The sequence below is a fragment of the Pseudarthrobacter sp. 01T43 genome (assembly GCF_056398665.1).
In genome coordinates, this window is the sequence record NZ_JBFTPV010000008.1 from 170,865 (window position 1) to 186,205 (window position 15,341).

Below are 15,341 nucleotides of genomic sequence, written 5' to 3' on the forward strand. Positions count from 1 at the left end.
GCCGTCGTACGTTCCTTAGTTGTTCAGCACTTCGTGCGTCAGGAACTCGGAGACATGGCCGACTTCCTGCTGGTTGATGCCGTGCCACATCCCCGTATAAAGCACCTTGGTGAGCTTCACGTGACCCCTGACCCAGCCCATGGTGTACTCGATCTTGTCCGCGGTGATCACCGGGTCCTGCTGGTCGCGGCCCCAGAACAGCGGCACGGAGCCGTCCAGTTCGCCGTCCTTGAACGCGGGATCGCCGCTGGCGTTGACAACGAATCCTGAAAGCCCGACGACGGCGGCATAGTCCGCGGGCCGGTACCGGAGCAGCGTGGTTGCCATGGCCATTCCCATGGAAAAGCCGAGCAGCGTCACGGACGGGTGGCCGGCTTTGACTGAGTCGATCCAGTCCTGCACGTACTCAGCCGCCTGCTTCACGGCATCCAGGGAGTAGTCGATGGTGTCCGTCAGCGGGAACCACATGAATCCCGGCCCGGTGGGCAGCGGCGCCCTGAGCGAGGCAACAACAAATTCGTCGGGCAGCATGTCCGCCAGGCTCAGGAGGTCCTGTTCATTGGCCCCGTAGCCATGAAGCAGCACCAGCAGCGGCCGGCCGGAGCGCTGCTCCTCGGGCCGGGACCACATAACAACAGGGGCAGGAAATACTTCGGCGTCAGTCATGGTTTCCATTCTTACAGTTACCCAGCGGTAACTACCTACGGTCGCGTAGCTTGAGAACGAAAGGGCAGGATAGGACCGTGACTGACGCAAGAGCCATGCAGAACCATCCCACGGCAACACAAGCCCACCCTTGGAGCCGTTACGTAGCCATGGGCGACTCCTTTACCGAGGGCATCGGAGACCCGGAACCTTCAAGCCCCGGCGGGTTCCGCGGCTGGGCGGACCGGGTGGCAGAGGAACTGGGCCGCGGCCAGGATGATTTCGCCTATGCCAACCTGGCTGTCCGCGGGCGGCTCCTGCAGCAGATCGTGGACCAGCAGCTCGCAGCATGCCTGGCCCTCAAGCCGGACCTGGTCACTCTTTCCGCCGGCGGCAACGACCTGATCAGGCCCGGCGGTGACCCGGATGCCCTCGCTGAAAAACTCGACTCGGTGGTCCAGATCCTTTCGATGGGCGGCGCCACGGTGGTGCTGTTCAACGGCCCGGACACGGGTTCCTCGGTCCTTGGCCGGATCCGCAGCAAAGTGGCCATCTACAACGAGAACCTGCGCACCGTAGCCGCCCGCCACGACGCCGTCATCGCGGACATGTGGTCCCTGAAACAGCTCAACGACCCACAGATGTGGGACGTGGACCGACTCCACTTTTCGCCACTGGGCCACCACACCATCGCGGCCATGGTGCTCGATTCGCTCAACGTCAGCCACACGCTCGAACCCAGTACGCCGAAGCCTTTACCGCCGCGGACCTGGCGCGAAGCCCGCAGCGGAGACCTCGTGTGGGCCCGCGAATACTTCGTTCCATGGGTGGTCCGGCGGCTGCGTAACCGCTCCTCCGGCGACGGGATTACGGCAAAGCGCCCGACGCCGGGGCCTGTCTTCGGCCCGGGGGTTCCCTTGGGTTCCGGTGAAGGTCCGCTGGGCACCACCGAGGTCCGCCACTAGCCCCGGGCACCAACGCCCGCATGAGTTGTTCGGCTCGTCGGATCCGGCCCCGCTGCCAGGGCAACTGGTGGACGCGCCGTTGACACCGCAGGACATGTTTACGGCGCCTTCCCGGGATTCGGGCCGCCTGGGTGGGTTCGGGGACTGAGGCACCCCGGGGCTTAAGCTGGAAGGACACATAGGAGAGGCACTACACCGTGAACAGCTTGTTTTTCTGGATCATCATCCTGTCGTTTGTTGTACCGATGGCGATGCGGATGTACCGGAAGTCTGTCAACAAACGGAACCAGGGGCAGGGCTTCTCCGGAGGCTACCCGGGCCAGTATCCCGGTCAGTTTCCCGGGCCGCAGAGCCGGCAGCCCCGGGACGGCTACACGCAGCAGGATTACATGAGTGGCGGCTACCGCGAGATCATGAGCCCACAGCCCCTCCCGCCGGGCGAGCCTCTTCCGCCCATGCAGCCGATCCCCCCTGCGAATCAGCAGTTCCCCGGCCAGCAGTTCCCGCCGTACGGCCAGTCCCAGGATTATGGACAGCCACAGCAACATGGGCAGCCCCAGTATGGCCAGCCAGGACAGCCCCCGGAAGCCCCAAAGGCTCCGGCTGCCCCCGGGACTCCGCCGCCGCCGTCGGCCCCGCAGGGCTACCGCGCACGTAAGCTCGCCGAACTGGACCAGCAGTACAGCAATGGCGAGCTGGCCATGGAGGAGTACATGAAGCGCCGCGCGGACATCATGAACGGCTGAACAGTCACACCCGGAACCAGACCACCCCGAACATTACATGCAGACCAAGAACACCCTGGCCAACACACGTATCGGCGCTAGACCAGGAATGCGCTCCGCAGTTGGCTGCCGAGCTGCCCGATCTCGGTCAGGAAACCGTCGTGGCCGATCGGGGCCTCGATGACGTGCACGCCAACGTCCCCCGGCAGCGCGGCAGCGAGCTCGCGGGACTGGGACGGGAAGTAGAGCCGGTCGCTGTCCACGGCGGCCACAAAGAACTTGGCGGTGGCGCGTCCAAGGGCCTCGTCAAGGGATCCCCGGCCCCGCGTGACATCGTGGCTCATCAAGGCATCGGTGATCGCGATGTAACTGTTGGCGTCGAACCGGCTGACCAGCTTTTTGCCCTGGTGGTCCAAGTAGCTTTCCACCTGGTAGCGGCCGCGCTCCCCCAGCGCCGCGGCCTTGAACGGCGATTCGGGGACCTGCGCTGAACGTCCGAACCGGCCGTCGAATTCCGCCGCGGAGCGGTAGGTGATGTGCGCGATGCGCCTGGCCAGGGCGAGGCCGTCCTCGGGCAGCGGTCCGCCGTAATAGTCGCCGTCGTTGAAGTTGGCGTCTTGCCGGATGGCGAGGGTCTGGGCCTGCGCGAAGGCGATTTGTTCGGCCGTGCTCGCGGCCCCCACGGAAATGACTGCGCAGCGCTGCACCCGCTCCGGAAAAGTGACCGCCCACTCCAGGGCCCGCGCCCCTCCCATGGAGCCGCCCAGCACGGCAAACCAGCTGCGGATGCCCAGCTGGTCCGCCAGCCGCGCCTCGGCCGCCGTTGTGTCGCGCAGGGTTACCAATGGAAACCGGGACCCCCACGGCTTTCCGTCCGGAGCTTCCGACGACGGTCCGGTGGAGCCGTAGCAGCCGCCCACAATGTTGATGGAAACCACAAAGAAGCGCTCCGTGTCCACCGGCGCGCCGGGTCCGGCCAGCTGCTCCCACCAGCCGGGCTCGTCGCTGTCGCCGCGCGTCACGTGTGTGCTGCCGGTGAGGGCATGTTCAATCAGGACAGCGTTGGAGCCGTCCGCGTTCAGGGTTCCCCACGTTTCATACGCCAACGTGACGTCCGGCAGGTAGCCGCCGGCTTCGAGTTCCAGGCCCCCGATGGTGGCATAGCGGACCACGCCGTTTCCGGGGGCTGCCGTTCGGGAGATGGTGATCGTCATGGAAAGGACCTCTTCTACGCGCTTGCCGCCGTCATTTGACCGGCCGGCCAGGTCCTCACCCGGGGCACCCCACCACGGAAGAGGGTTGCCGGCCAGCAAGCCGGGGCTGTCGCTGGCACTCATGACCTGGTTCGAGTGTACGAAACAGCCCCGGCTTATGGCTAAGCGTGTGACCGGTTATGACTTCACGGAATTGACTCGCGAGGTGGCTTACTGCTGGCTATCCGCTGTGTCCTGTCCTGCCCCGGTGGCCTGTTCCGCGCTTTTAGCTGCCCGGAAGCCGGCTTCGAGGTCGGCGATGATGTCATCGATGTGCTCGATACCCACGGAAAGACGGACCAGCCCCGGCGTCACGCCGGCGATGGCCTGCTGCTCGGCCGAGAGCTGGCTGTGCGTGGTGGAGGCCGGGTGGATGACCAGTGACCGGACGTCCCCGATGTTGGCCACGTGGGAATGGAGCTCCAGGGCGTCCACGAAGCGCTTGCCTGCCTCGGCGCCGCCGGCAAGGTTGAATCCGACTACCGCGCCGGTGCCCTTGGGTCCGTATTTGAGTCCCCGCTGGTACCACGGGCTGGACGGCAGGCCCGCATAGGCGACCGATTCGACGTCGTCCCGCGCTTCAAGCCACCGCGCCACTTCGACGGCGTTCGCCACGTGCCGTTCCACTCTGAGGCTCAGTGTCTCCAGCCCCTGGGCAATCAGGAAGGCGTTGAACGGGGACACTGCGGAGCCAAGATCGCGAAGCAGCTGGACGCGGGCCTTCAGAATGTAGGAGAGGTTGGCGCCGAGGGCTCCGTCCTTGCCAAGATCCCGGGCGTAGACCAGGCCGTTGTACGTGGGGTCCGGGGTATTGAAGCCGGGGAACCGCTCAGGGTCCTTGCCGAAGTCGAAATTGCCCGAGTCCACGATCACGCCGGCGATGGCCGAGCCGTGGCCGCCCAGGTACTTGGTGGCGGAGTGGACCACAATGTCCGCGCCCCATTCGAGCGGGCGGATCAGGTAGGGCGTGGACAGCGTGTTGTCCACGATCAGCGGCACCCCGGCGGCGTGCGCGGCCTGCGAGACGCCTTCGATGTCCAGGACGTCCTGGCGCGGGTTGGAGACGACCTCGCCGAAGAAGAGCTTGGTGTTGGGCTGGACGGCGTCCCGCCACTGGTCCAGGTTGTCCGGGTCCGCCACAAACGTGACGGAGATACCGAACTTCTTCAGCGTGTGCGCCAGCAGGTTGTAGGTGCCTCCGTAGAGGCTCGGGCTGGCCACCACATGGTCACCGGCTTCGGCGATGTTCAGGATGGCAAAGGTTTCAGCTGCCTGTCCTGAACTCAGCAGCAGGGCCCCGAGCCCGCCCTCCAGGCTGGCAATGCGCTGTTCCACGGCGTCCTGCGTGGGGTTGCCAATGCGGGTATAGATCGGCGCGAGTTCTGCGAGGGCGAACCGGTTGGCGGCGCTTTCCGCGCTGGGGAAGACGAACGACGTCGTCTGGTAGATCGGCAGTGCGCGGGCGCCGGTGGCGCTATCCGGCTCCTGTCCAGCGTGGATCTGGCGGGTTTCGAAAGACCATCCGTTCGACATTCAGAACTCCTTTGACGACGAGGTGTGGCACTGCACATGTGCGTTCAGTCTAGGAAGGCTTCCTGACTGGGAACAGGATTATGACGAAGGTGGTCGGCAAGGGCGTTTTCGGCCTCGATGGGCACGATTCACCTCCGGCAACGAAACAAAAACCGGGTAAGGCAACCCTTAGCTGAGAGGGGCATCACAAAGTGCCAAGATGATGGCATGCGCATGGATCACGTCTCTTACGCCTGTGAACAAGATGGCCTCGCTGCCACCACCGAACGTATTTCGTCTGCCCTCGGCGTTGAAGCCGTGAAGGGTGGAGTGCATCCCCGTTTCGGAACCCGAAACATGATCATTCCCCTCGCCGGCCACAAGTACCTGGAAGTTGTGGAGGTCCTGAACCACCCCGCCTCGGACAAGGCTCCCTTTGGGCAGGCTGTCCGGGCCCGCTCCGAAGCCGGCGGCGGCTGGATGGGCTGGTGTGTCGAAGTGGAGGACCTCGCCCCCTTCGAACACCGCCTGGGCCGCGCCGCCGTCAACGGAAACCGAAAGTTCCCCGACGGCCGCGAGCTGGTCTGGAAGCAGATCGGCATTCTGGGCCTCATTGCGGACCCGCAGGTTCCCTACATGCTTAAGTGGGAAGGCGACCCCGCCCTCCACCCGTCCAACGCCTACGAAAGCAACGTCAAGATGAGCTGCCTGACTATTGCGGGTTCCGCAGAGCGCGTGACGCAGTGGCTGGGTGAGCCGGTTGAGAAGCCGCTGGAGGATGTAGCCGTTGAGTGGGTGGCTCCGAAAGGGACGCCAGGCATCCTGTCCGTGACCTTCGAAACTGCCACCGGAGCAGTCACCATCTGACCACCCTGACCTGACCGGTTTTCGGTCTCCCGGGCAGCGTCGCCCGGACCATATCTTCGGCCRCCATCAGCGGGTGCCAATGCCGCCACCCGCTGWTGGCGGCCGAATCACTTTTCAGCCCAGGCCCACGGCCCGGCCGAAGAGACTGAAGCCCACAAACGCGACAATGTCCAGCAGCGCATGTGCGACCACCAGCGGCATCACGCGCTTCGTCCTGGTGTAGAGCCAGGCGAATACCAGCCCCATTACCATGTTGCCGATAAACGGCCCGAAGCCCTGGTAGAGGTGGTAGCTGCCTCGAAGCATGGCACTGGTGAAGATCGCCAACGGAACGCTCCAGCCGAACTTGCCGAATCGGTCCAGGAGGTACCCCACCACAATGACCTCCTCCACCACTGCGTGCCGCAGCGCGGAGAGGATCAGGACGGGGATGGTCCACCAATGCGCGTCGAGCGCGCTGGGAATGATGGCGGTGGTTATCCCCAGCGCACGGCCCGCGGCGTAGAGTCCCAGGGACGGAATCCCGATGAGCGCCGCCAGGCCCAAGCCCTGCAGTAGGTCACGGCCGGGGCGCGCGAAGTTGAACCCCAGTTTCTGGAAGGCCGAGCTGCCGTGGGTACTCGCACCTGCGGCCGCCTGCCGCTGATCCGTGAGGAAGTAAATGACCAGCAGCACGGGCACCAACGCAAAAGCGATGTCCAGCAGCTGGTAGGTAAGGTCGAAGTATTCGCGGGGACTCCGCGACTGGTTCAGCGTGGAAGTCCCCTCGGCCAACGGCGCCCGCGACATCTTGTCCAGCAACTGCACCACTGAATAGACGGCTGACTGCCCCAGGGACAGCCCCAGAACAATCCAGACTTCAAACCGCAGCCGACGGCGGGAGGGAACCAACATGGTTCCATCTTGCCTGCAGTAACTGGTTCTTTGCTGGTTATGGGTGTGCCAGCAGGGCGCGGGCCCTTTCGTGCAGGGGGTCACCGTGTGCGGCCTTCCGCATGGCAGGCGCCGCGCCCGGGGCGGTGCCCGCATTCGCTCTCATGGCCTGAGACCTATGCTTGGGCTTTATGAGCGAGCCAGGAAAAATCATCATGATCCGGCACGGCCAGTCGGCAGCGAACGTGGATACGAGCATTTACAACCGAATCCCGGACTACCGGATCCCCTTGACTCCCATGGGCATGGTTCAAGCCACCGCGGCCGGCGAACGGATCCGCCGGGAGCTGGACGGCCGGCAGGTGTGTGTCTATGTGTCGCCCTACCTGCGCGCATATCAGACCTTGGATGCCCTCAAACTCGGGGACCTCACGGAGCGCGTCATCGAAGAACCGAGGCTCCGCGAACAGGACTGGGCCAACTTCCAGATCACCGACGAGATCGAGGACCAGAAAGAACTCCGGAACGCCTACGGCCACTTCTTCTACCGGTTCCGGGAGGGCGAATCCGGCTCGGACGTCTACGACCGGATCTCCTCCTTCATGGAGACCCTGCACCGGCACTGGTCCAAGCCGGACTACGCGCCGAATGCCCTGCTGGTGACCCACGGCCTCACCATGAGGCTGTTCTGCATGCGCTGGTTCCATTGGTCCGTGGAGTATTTTGAGAGTCTCAATAATCCGAACAACGCCGAGGTCCGCACTTTGGTGCGCACTGAGCTCGGCAAGTATGAACTCGACTTCCCCTTCACGCAGTGGGTGGACCGCCGCGTGGACGAGACCGTCCTGGATGCGCCACCAGTGATGTATTAGGGCCGCCCCGACGCGTCACCGCTGCGAGTGCCCGTACTGCGGCTGCTCGTAATTACGGTTGCTCGCGCGGCGCGACAATCACCTCGGTGCCATTGGCCTCGAACGCGGCCTTGTCTTCAGCGGAGATGCCGGCATCCGTGATCAACCGGCTGAACTCGTAGCCGTCCATCGTCGCGAAGGCCCTGACACCCACCTTGGAGGAGTCAGCCAGCACGTAGGAGACCCGGGCCCTGCTGGCAAGGAGGGCGTTTACTGATGCTTCGCCTTCGCCGGTGTTGGTGGGCCCCACCACGGGGTCGATGCCGTTCACACCGATGAAGGCGATATCCAGGACCACCTTCTGCATGATGATATCCGTGTAGGGCCCCACCAGTTCGTACGAGCGCGGATTCAGGATGCCGCCCGTGACCATGACCTTGATGTTGGGCCGGACAGCCAGTTGCGAAGCGATATTGATGGCGTTCGTGACTACAGTCAGCGTGGGCTGGTTCGCGGGAGCGTTGAGGTCCTCGCGGGTTGCCAGGATCTGGGCGAGGGCCGTGCTGGTGGTGCCGCCGCAAAGCCCGATCACGGCGCCTGGCCAGATCAGTGCCGACGCAGCCTGGGCAATTTGTTCCTTGGCCTCGGCGTGATCATCACGGTTATAGCGCCCGGGCAGGTCATAGGCCAGGGACCCGATGGTGGCGCCGCCCCTGGTCCGGGTCAGCAGCCGCCGGTTGGCCAGGCTGTCCAGGTCCCGGCGCGCGGTCGCCGGCGAAACGCCAAGCTGCGAGACGATCTCCTCAACCTCCACCTGGCCGGTTCTAGCGAGGATATCCAGGATGGCCGTGAGGCGGTCAGTGCGGGTCATGGGGCCTTTCAGCGTCAAACGATCACAAAAATGTGACGTTTTATGATCATATCAGACCCAAACGATCATCTGACGTCATTCTTGCTGGCGTCGCCCGGGCAGCTAGCGTGCGCGAACGCCGGCCCGCCACACAGCGTATGTGAGCGGCATGCCCGGACGGTAGGCCAGATGCGTGGCGGACGGTGCGTTCAGCATGTGCAGGTCGGCACGGTGTCCGACGGCGAGGGATCCCACCGCGCGTTCGCCGTCGGCGTCGTGCCCTGCTTCCCGGTGCAGCGCGAGCGCGCCCCCGTACGTCGCGGCGCGCACCGCCTCGTGGACACTCAGGCGCATCTGCAGCACGGCAGTAGCCACGCAGAACGCCATGGAACTGGTGTAGGAGGTGCCCGGGTTGGCGTTGGAGGCCAGCGCCACCTGCACGCCGGCGTCCAGCAATTCCCGTCCCGGGGCCAGCGCCTGCCGGGTGGACAGGTCACACGCGGGCAGGCAGGTGGCAACGGTCCCCCGTGAGCCCGTGCCGGTCTGCGGATTCCAGCCGGACCAGCTGTCCGCGAGCGCCGTAATATCGGCGGGTGCGAGGTAGTTCACGTGGTCCACGCTTGCCGCACCCAGCTCAGCCGCCAGCCGGACGCCCGGGCCAACACCGAGCTGGTTGCCGTGGACCCGGATTCCAAGTCCGGCCGCCCGGCAGGCCGCCAGCACCCGGCGGGACTGTTCCGCGGTGAAGGCCCCCTCCTCGCAGAAGACGTCCGCCCAGCGGACGTAGGGCCGGACGGCGTCCAGCATGGGCCCGCAGACCAGGTCGGTGTAGGCTTCGGCATCGGAGCCGGCGGGGACCAGGTGTGCACCCAGGTACGTGACTTCATCGGCCACCGTGGAGGCGATCCTTGCACTGCGCGCCTCGTGCTCCACATCCAGTCCGTAGCCTGTCTTGGTTTCGAGGTACGTGGTGCCCTGGGAGACGGCCTCGGACACACGCGCCATGGCCAGTTTGGTGAGGTCATAGTCCGACGTGCGCCGGGTGGCGTCCACCGTCTCGGCGATGCCGCCGGCCGAGTAGGACTCCCCCGCCATGCGTGCCTCGAACTCCGCCGTGCGGTCCCCGGCGAAGACGAGGTGCGTGTGCGAATCCACCCAGCCGGGCAGCACTGCCCGGCCGCCGGCGTCCACAGCATCATCTGCCGCGGGAGCATCCGTTGCGGAGCCCAGCCAGGCGATCCGCTCCCCCTCGATCACCATGGCGGCGTTTTTCAGGACCCGGTGCTCCAGGTCCTGGGTCATCAGCTCGGCGATATTGGTGATCAGGGTACTCATACGACCATTCTTCAGCGCCGGATGGACCAGCGCGTGGCGGCCAGCGCCTCCGCTGTCCGGGATTCCGGACTGACTGCATTGCTTCCTGACGTGGCCGCGGGCGCAGGGGCCGCTGCCGAGCTGGGCACCGGGCTCTGCCCGGCCAGAATCTGGTCAGCGGCCAACTCCGCCATTGCGGCGCACGTCTGGAAGCCGTACCCGCCCTGGCCCGCGAGCCAGTAGAACCCGGGGGCCTCGGCGTCGAACCCTGCCACGGGAATGCCGTCGGCTGCTTCCGTACGGAGCCCTGTCCACGCATTGCGGACACCGCTGATCCCGAGCGTGGTTACCTGGTTGAGCTTCACGATCAGGCGCTCGATGTCACCAGGCCGCGGCTGTGCATCCTCAGGGCCGCTGGGGATCGCTTCGGACGGCGAAATCAGCACGCCGTCGCCTTCGCGCCGAAAGTAGAACGAGTTGTCTGCTGCCGCCACCATGGGGCTGTGCTGCTCAAGGGGATGTTCGACGGCGGCAATCGCCGCCGTGCGCCGGTACGGCTGCAGCCCGAGCTTCTCCACTCCGCTGATCACCGCGAGGTCGTCAGCCCAGGCGCCCGCGGCGTTGACCATCACAGCGGTCTCGAAGGCTTCCTGGCCGGCGCCGATTTGCCATCCGGAGCCCAGCCGCTGGGCCGAATGCACGCGGGCGCCGGTGATGATGTCCGCCCCGGCGGCTTCGGCACGCGCGCGGTGATCGGCGATCAGCAGCGAGGCGTCGCAGCCGAAGGATCCCGTATCCAGGCCGGCGGCGGCAAAGGATTCCGGCACCAGGGCCGGGCACAGTTCCAGCGCCCTGGCATGGGTAATGGACTTCATGTTGCCGCTGGCCTCCGCCCTGACGGATTCCTCGGTCCCGATGAGCATAAAACTCCGTGGCGACAGGACCGGCGCCGGCAGTTCGGCGTCCCGAGCCGCCAGCAGCTCCAGCGTCCTCACTGTCAGCTCCCGGACCACGTCCGGGCCGAAGCTGGGGATCAGCTGGCGGGCGGAGCGGGCGGACGCGTGATACGCCAACTCCTGCTCCGCTTCCACCAAGGCCACACTGCATCGGCCGGCGAGCGCTGACGCAAGGGAGAGGCCGGCGATGCCGCCGCCGACGATCAGGACATCATAGTGTGCTGCCATGGCTCCATCTAACCATTACTGGTTGACGCGCGGCAGGGAGGGTTTAGCCTCCTAGAGCCGCACGGCTGGCGACGAAGGCACTCACGCAGGCTTCGACGTCGTCCGCTGAATGCGAAGCGGAGAGCTGGACGCGGATGCGGGCGGCACCTCGCGGAACCACGGGGAAGCTGAACGCGGTGACGAAAACGCCGTGCTGGAGCATCTGGTCTGCCATCTTCGCGGCCATCACGGCGTCGCCGAACATCACCGGGACAATGGCGTGTTCGCCGTCCAGGAGATTGAAGCCTTCCTCGGTCATGCGTCGCCGGAACAGTGCGGCATTCTCGAACAGCCGGGTCCGCAGGTCACCCGAATTTTCCACCAGGTCCAGCGCCTTGATAGTGGCGGCAACGATGGCGGGGGCGAGGGAATTGGAGAACAGGTACGGCCGGGCCTTCTGGCGCAGCATGGCCACCACCTCACTCCGTCCGGAGGCATAACCGCCGGAGGCGCCGCCMAGKGCCTTGCCGAACGTSCCGGTGTAGATGTCSAYCCKGTSCGAWACRCCSGCGTGTTCCGGGGTTCCGGCRCCGGTGGSKCCCATGAAGCCGACSGCGTGGGAATCGTCCACCATGACCAGGGCATCGTACTTGTCGGCGAGGTTGCAGATGGCCTCAAGGGGCGCGAGGTAACCATCCATGGAGAACACGCCGTCGGTGACGATGATCTTGCGCCGGGCGTCCGTGGCTTCAAGAAGCTTGGCTTCGAGGTCTGCCATGTCCTGGTTGGCGTAGCGGAACCGCTGGGCCTTGCAGAGCCGGATGCCGTCGATGATGGAGGCGTGGTTCAGGGCATCGGAGATGACTGCGTCCTCGGGCCCGAAGAGGGATTCGAAGACACCGCCGTTGGCATCAAAGCAGCTGGAGAACAGGATGGTGTCCTCGGTGCCCAGGAACTTGGCGACCCGGGCCTCCAGCTCCAAATGCAGGTCCTGGGTGCCGCAGATGAAGCGCACACTGGCCATGCCGAAGCCGCGGGCGTCCATGGCATCCTTTGCCGCAGCAATGATGTCGGGGTGGTCGGCCAGGCCCAGATAGTTGTTGGCGCAGAAGTTCAGGACCGGCGCCCCCGCCTGGCCCAGCTGACCAGCCGTCACATGGCTGGACTGCGGTGAACTGATGGCGCGCTCGGTCTTGAAGAGCCCTGCCGTGCGGATCTCGTCCAGCTCGGCCTGGAGTTGGTCTTTGATGGCGGTGTACATGGTGCTCCTTAGAGTTCGGTCCAGTCGAGGACAACTTTTCCGCCGACGCCGGCGCGGGCAATCTCAAAGCCTTTTTCCCAGTCTCGGGCAGGCAACCTGTCCGTGACCACCGCCGAGATGCCGGCGTGCAGCACGGGGTTGGAGGACAGCATGGCGCTCATGGCATACCAGGTCTCGTACATTTCCCGGCCGTAAATGCCTTTGAGGGTCAGCATGTGCGTGACCACCTTGCCCCAGTCGATGGTGATGTCCTGGCTGGGCAGGCCAAGCATGGCAATGCGTCCACCATGGTTCATGTTGTCGATCATCTCAGGCAGGGCCGTAGGGTGGCCGGACATTTCCATGCCGATATCGAAGCCTTCACGCATGCCCAGGTCCCGCTGGGCGTCCCGGACGCGGGTCTTTGAGACGTCGATGGCGAGGTCCACGCCGAGCTGGCGGGCCAGGTCCAGCCGCGGCTGGGAGACGTCGGTGATGGCGATCTTCCGCGCCCCGGCGTGGCGGGCAACCGCGATGGCCATCAGGCCGATCGGGCCGGCACCGGTGATAAGCACGTCCTCGCCTACCAGGGGAAAACTGAGTGCAGTGTGTACCGCGTTGCCGAAGGGGTCGAAGATCGCGCCAAGCTCAGGGGTGATGGACGGATCGTGGTGGACCCAAACGTTGGTCTCGGGGATAACCACATACTCGGCAAAGGCGCCGTCCCGCTGCACACCCACGCTAACGGTGTGGATGCACATCTGCCGGCGGCCGGCGCGGCAGTTGCGGCAGATGCCGCAGACCACGTGGCCTTCACCGGACACCCGGTCCCCCACCTTGACGTCCCGGACGTCCTCGCCCGTTTCCACCACTTCGCCGTAGAACTCGTGACCGGCGATCAGGGGTGCCTCGATCATCCCTTGGGCCCAGGCGTCCCAAGACTGGATGTGCAGGTCCGTGCCGCAAATGCCGGTTGTCATGACCCGGATCTTGACGTCGCTGGGACCGGCTTCGGGCTCCGGGCGGTCAACCAGCTCGAACCCTGCGTGGGCGCCGGACTTGTAGAGGGCCTTCATTGGCTTCCTTACTGTTGAAGGTCGCCCCGCTCCCTGCGCGGCGGAATCTCTCCTTCATTACAGCCACTCCAAAGCATTAGCACAAGCAGTATTTTCTCAATCGACGATGAAGCAATAGCTAATGCGTAGACTGTCTGGATGGAAATACACCAGCTGGAGATCCTTCGTGAGCTCGGCGCCCTGGGCAGTGTGAAGGCAGTCGCCGAAACCCTCATGGTGACACCCTCCGCCGTGTCCCAGCAGCTATCCCTGCTGCAGCGCAACGTGGAGGTCCCCCTGACCCGGAAGGAGGGGCGGAACCTGGTGCTCACCGAGGCCGGCCAGGTGCTCGCCGACGCCGGCGCCGCCGTCGTCAGCGCCATGGCCGATGCCCGCACGGCGATTGGCGCCTATCACGGCTCGCCGGTGGCACCGGTAACGCTCAGCGGCTTCCACAGCGCAGGCCAGGCATTGTTTGCTCCGCTGGCGCGGCTGCTCGACGCACCGGGCCAGCCGAGGATCCAGCTCTCCGACGAGGACGTGGCCCAGCAAGACTTCCCCGGGCTGACGGCCCGCTACGACCTGGTGCTGGCGCACCGGATGGACCACAGCCCCCGCTGGCCGGAGGAACGCGTGGCCGTGATCCCCCTGGCGCACGAACCGCTGGACGTCGCCCTTCCGGCCGACCACCGGCTCGCCGGGCAGGACACGGTCACAGCGGCCGACGTCGTGGGCGAACCGTGGGTGACCAGCCACACCGGTTACTCCCCCGCCGACGTGCTGTCCGCCGTCGCGGCCGTCTCCAGCAAGGAACTGAACATCCTCCACCGGATCAACGACTACTCCACCGTCGCCGCGCTGGTGGCGGCGGGCGGCGTGGTGGGCCTGCTGCCGCGGCATACCGCGCGGCCGGTGCTCAACCCCGGCATTGTGCTGCGGCCGCTCGAAGGCATCAGCACCCGCCGGCGGATTGATATCCTGGCGCGCCCCGAGAACCTGAAGCGCCGGTCGGTGATGATTGTGTGCGAGGCGCTCCAGGCGATCATGACCGGGCTGGTGGAGGACAGCTGACCCTGCGTGTGGCTGGCCCGCGCGCGGCTGGCCCAACTGGGTAGCAGCACATGTCGTTATGACGGCTCATAGCGACACCTGCTGCTACTTACTTGGACGGGGGGGGTTAGCTCGTGCTGGTGCTGGCTTTGTGCCCCTTGCCGTGGCCCTTCCCCAGACCGAAGCCTTTACCCATTCCCATCCCGTTGCCGGGTCCGGCAACGGCGCCTTCGACGATCCGCCCTGCCGTGGCCTGGTCCCCGTTCTTTACGCCCGAGATCCTGACGGCGTCACCCGCGGCGATGTCTGCGATGGTTCCGGCTGTGGGCTTAAGCCGTTTGCCGTCGTCGCCCTTTGCCGGCGAGCCATCCGCGGCAGGCGCCGGGAACTTAGTGATTTTTGTTTCCGCGTTGACCGCGTAGCTCCGGGTGAAACCGTCCTCGCTTTTCACCGTCACCGAGGTAGGGCTGACCGAATCCACGGTGCCCTGTTGGGTCAGACGCGTTTCAAAAGTCCCGTCCGCCTTCTTCACCACGCTTTCGCTGTGCAGCTGCCGCGGGCGCTGGGACTTGTCAGGCTTGCCTTGGTCCGTTTTGCCCGGCTGCCCGGGGGCGGGCTCACCGGACTTCCCTGAAGCGGAAGGGGACGGCGTTGGCGAGGGCGAGTCAGCGGCGGACCAGGCTATCGCCGTGCCCGCGCCGGTTAATGCCAGTGCCACCATGCCGGCCAGCACTGCCTTCCGCAGCCGCAACGGCTCCCGAACTGACATGACCCACCTCCTACTGCACGCCCAGGGCACCGCCGCCCTGATTCTTCAGTGTAGGACCGCGGCACGTTGCTGAACACGGGTACTTGGCACCGGCACGGGATGAGTACCTAAACGCCAACTGGGTCGCAGTAGATGCTGTTATGAGCGCTCATAACAGCATTAACTGCGACCCAGTTGGGTTAAAACGGGTGGTTCAGCCAGGCGTTTGG

The 15,341-nt window shown here is 65.4% G+C and carries 15 protein-coding genes and 1 riboswitch; of the genes, 5 read left to right on the top strand and 10 right to left on the bottom strand.

Going from position 1 to position 15,341, the window contains the following annotated elements; translation table 11 throughout:
* Positions 1 to 15: 15 nt before the first annotated feature.
* Entirely contained in the window at positions 16 to 666 is a 651-nt protein-coding gene (locus tag AC1DIM_RS10380; protein ID WP_477710395.1) for an alpha/beta hydrolase, read from the bottom strand.
* Positions 667 to 761: 95 nt separating this feature from the next.
* On the opposite strand from AC1DIM_RS10380, the gene AC1DIM_RS10385 reads away from it, so the two are divergent.
* Entirely contained in the window at positions 762 to 1,610 is an 849-nt protein-coding gene (locus AC1DIM_RS10385; protein ID WP_477710426.1) for an SGNH/GDSL hydrolase family protein, read from the top strand.
* A 197-nt stretch (positions 1,611 to 1,807) separates the two neighbouring features.
* Positions 1,808 to 2,356 (top strand): hypothetical protein, encoded by a 549-nt coding sequence (locus AC1DIM_RS10390; RefSeq protein ID WP_477710396.1) that lies wholly within the window; start codon positions 1,808 to 1,810, stop codon positions 2,354 to 2,356.
* Between the two features lie 77 nt (positions 2,357 to 2,433).
* Here the strand turns inward: AC1DIM_RS10390 and metX are convergent, their stop codons facing one another.
* Both metX and AC1DIM_RS10400 read right to left on the bottom strand, forming a co-directional pair.
* Positions 2,434 to 3,549 carry a homoserine O-acetyltransferase MetX gene (gene metX / locus AC1DIM_RS10395; protein WP_477710397.1) on the bottom strand — a complete coding sequence of 372 codons (1,116 nt, stop codon included), beginning with the start codon at positions 3,547 to 3,549 and terminating at the stop codon, positions 2,434 to 2,436.
* 13 nt (positions 3,550 to 3,562) lie between these two features.
* A riboswitch (SAM riboswitch) is annotated at positions 3,563 to 3,676 on the bottom strand.
* An 83-nt stretch (positions 3,677 to 3,759) separates the two neighbouring features.
* Positions 3,760 to 5,121 carry a bifunctional o-acetylhomoserine/o-acetylserine sulfhydrylase gene (locus AC1DIM_RS10400; protein WP_477710398.1) on the bottom strand — a complete coding sequence of 454 codons (1,362 nt, stop codon included), beginning with the start codon at positions 5,119 to 5,121 and terminating at the stop codon, positions 3,760 to 3,762.
* Between the two features lie 207 nt (positions 5,122 to 5,328).
* Between AC1DIM_RS10400 and AC1DIM_RS10405 the strand changes: the two genes are divergently transcribed.
* Positions 5,329 to 5,967, top strand: coding sequence for a VOC family protein (locus AC1DIM_RS10405; protein ID WP_477710399.1), 639 nt, complete (start codon positions 5,329 to 5,331; stop codon positions 5,965 to 5,967).
* Positions 5,968 to 6,081: 114 nt separating this feature from the next.
* Here the strand turns inward: AC1DIM_RS10405 and AC1DIM_RS10410 are convergent, their stop codons facing one another.
* Positions 6,082 to 6,861, bottom strand: a complete 780-nt coding sequence (locus tag AC1DIM_RS10410) for a CPBP family intramembrane glutamic endopeptidase (RefSeq protein ID WP_477710400.1) — start codon at positions 6,859 to 6,861, stop codon at positions 6,082 to 6,084.
* Between the two features lie 170 nt (positions 6,862 to 7,031).
* Between AC1DIM_RS10410 and AC1DIM_RS10415 the strand changes: the two genes are divergently transcribed.
* Positions 7,032 to 7,712 carry a histidine phosphatase family protein gene (locus tag AC1DIM_RS10415; RefSeq protein ID WP_477710401.1) on the top strand — a complete coding sequence of 227 codons (681 nt, stop codon included), beginning with the start codon at positions 7,032 to 7,034 and terminating at the stop codon, positions 7,710 to 7,712.
* 52 nt (positions 7,713 to 7,764) lie between these two features.
* Here the strand turns inward: AC1DIM_RS10415 and AC1DIM_RS10420 are convergent, their stop codons facing one another.
* The 5 genes from AC1DIM_RS10420 to tdh form a co-directional block, all read right to left on the bottom strand.
* The gene (locus AC1DIM_RS10420; RefSeq protein WP_477710402.1) at positions 7,765 to 8,562 is read right to left on the bottom strand and encodes a DeoR/GlpR family DNA-binding transcription regulator; all 798 of its coding nucleotides are present in this window, start codon (positions 8,560 to 8,562) and stop codon (positions 7,765 to 7,767) included.
* Between the two features lie 102 nt (positions 8,563 to 8,664).
* Positions 8,665 to 9,876 (bottom strand): imidazolonepropionase, encoded by a 1,212-nt coding sequence (hutI, locus tag AC1DIM_RS10425; RefSeq protein WP_477710403.1) that lies wholly within the window; start codon positions 9,874 to 9,876, stop codon positions 8,665 to 8,667.
* Positions 9,877 to 9,887: 11 nt separating this feature from the next.
* On the bottom strand, positions 9,888 to 11,039 hold the full coding sequence (locus tag AC1DIM_RS10430) for an NAD(P)/FAD-dependent oxidoreductase (RefSeq protein WP_477710404.1): 1,152 nt from the start codon (positions 11,037 to 11,039) through the stop codon (positions 9,888 to 9,890).
* A 43-nt stretch (positions 11,040 to 11,082) separates the two neighbouring features.
* Positions 11,083 to 12,279, bottom strand: coding sequence for a glycine C-acetyltransferase (locus AC1DIM_RS10435; RefSeq protein WP_477710405.1), 1,197 nt, complete (start codon positions 12,277 to 12,279; stop codon positions 11,083 to 11,085).
* An 8-nt stretch (positions 12,280 to 12,287) separates the two neighbouring features.
* The gene (gene tdh, locus AC1DIM_RS10440) at positions 12,288 to 13,334 is read right to left on the bottom strand and encodes an L-threonine 3-dehydrogenase (protein ID WP_477710406.1); all 1,047 of its coding nucleotides are present in this window, start codon (positions 13,332 to 13,334) and stop codon (positions 12,288 to 12,290) included.
* Between the two features lie 138 nt (positions 13,335 to 13,472).
* Between tdh and AC1DIM_RS10445 the strand changes: the two genes are divergently transcribed.
* Positions 13,473 to 14,384, top strand: a complete 912-nt coding sequence (locus tag AC1DIM_RS10445) for a LysR family transcriptional regulator (protein ID WP_477710407.1) — start codon at positions 13,473 to 13,475, stop codon at positions 14,382 to 14,384.
* A gap of 106 nt (positions 14,385 to 14,490) precedes the next feature.
* On the opposite strand, the gene AC1DIM_RS10450 is transcribed toward AC1DIM_RS10445, so the two are convergent.
* Positions 14,491 to 15,132, bottom strand: a complete 642-nt coding sequence (locus AC1DIM_RS10450) for a hypothetical protein (protein ID WP_477710408.1) — start codon at positions 15,130 to 15,132, stop codon at positions 14,491 to 14,493.
* Between the last annotated feature and the right edge of the window lie 209 nt (positions 15,133 to 15,341).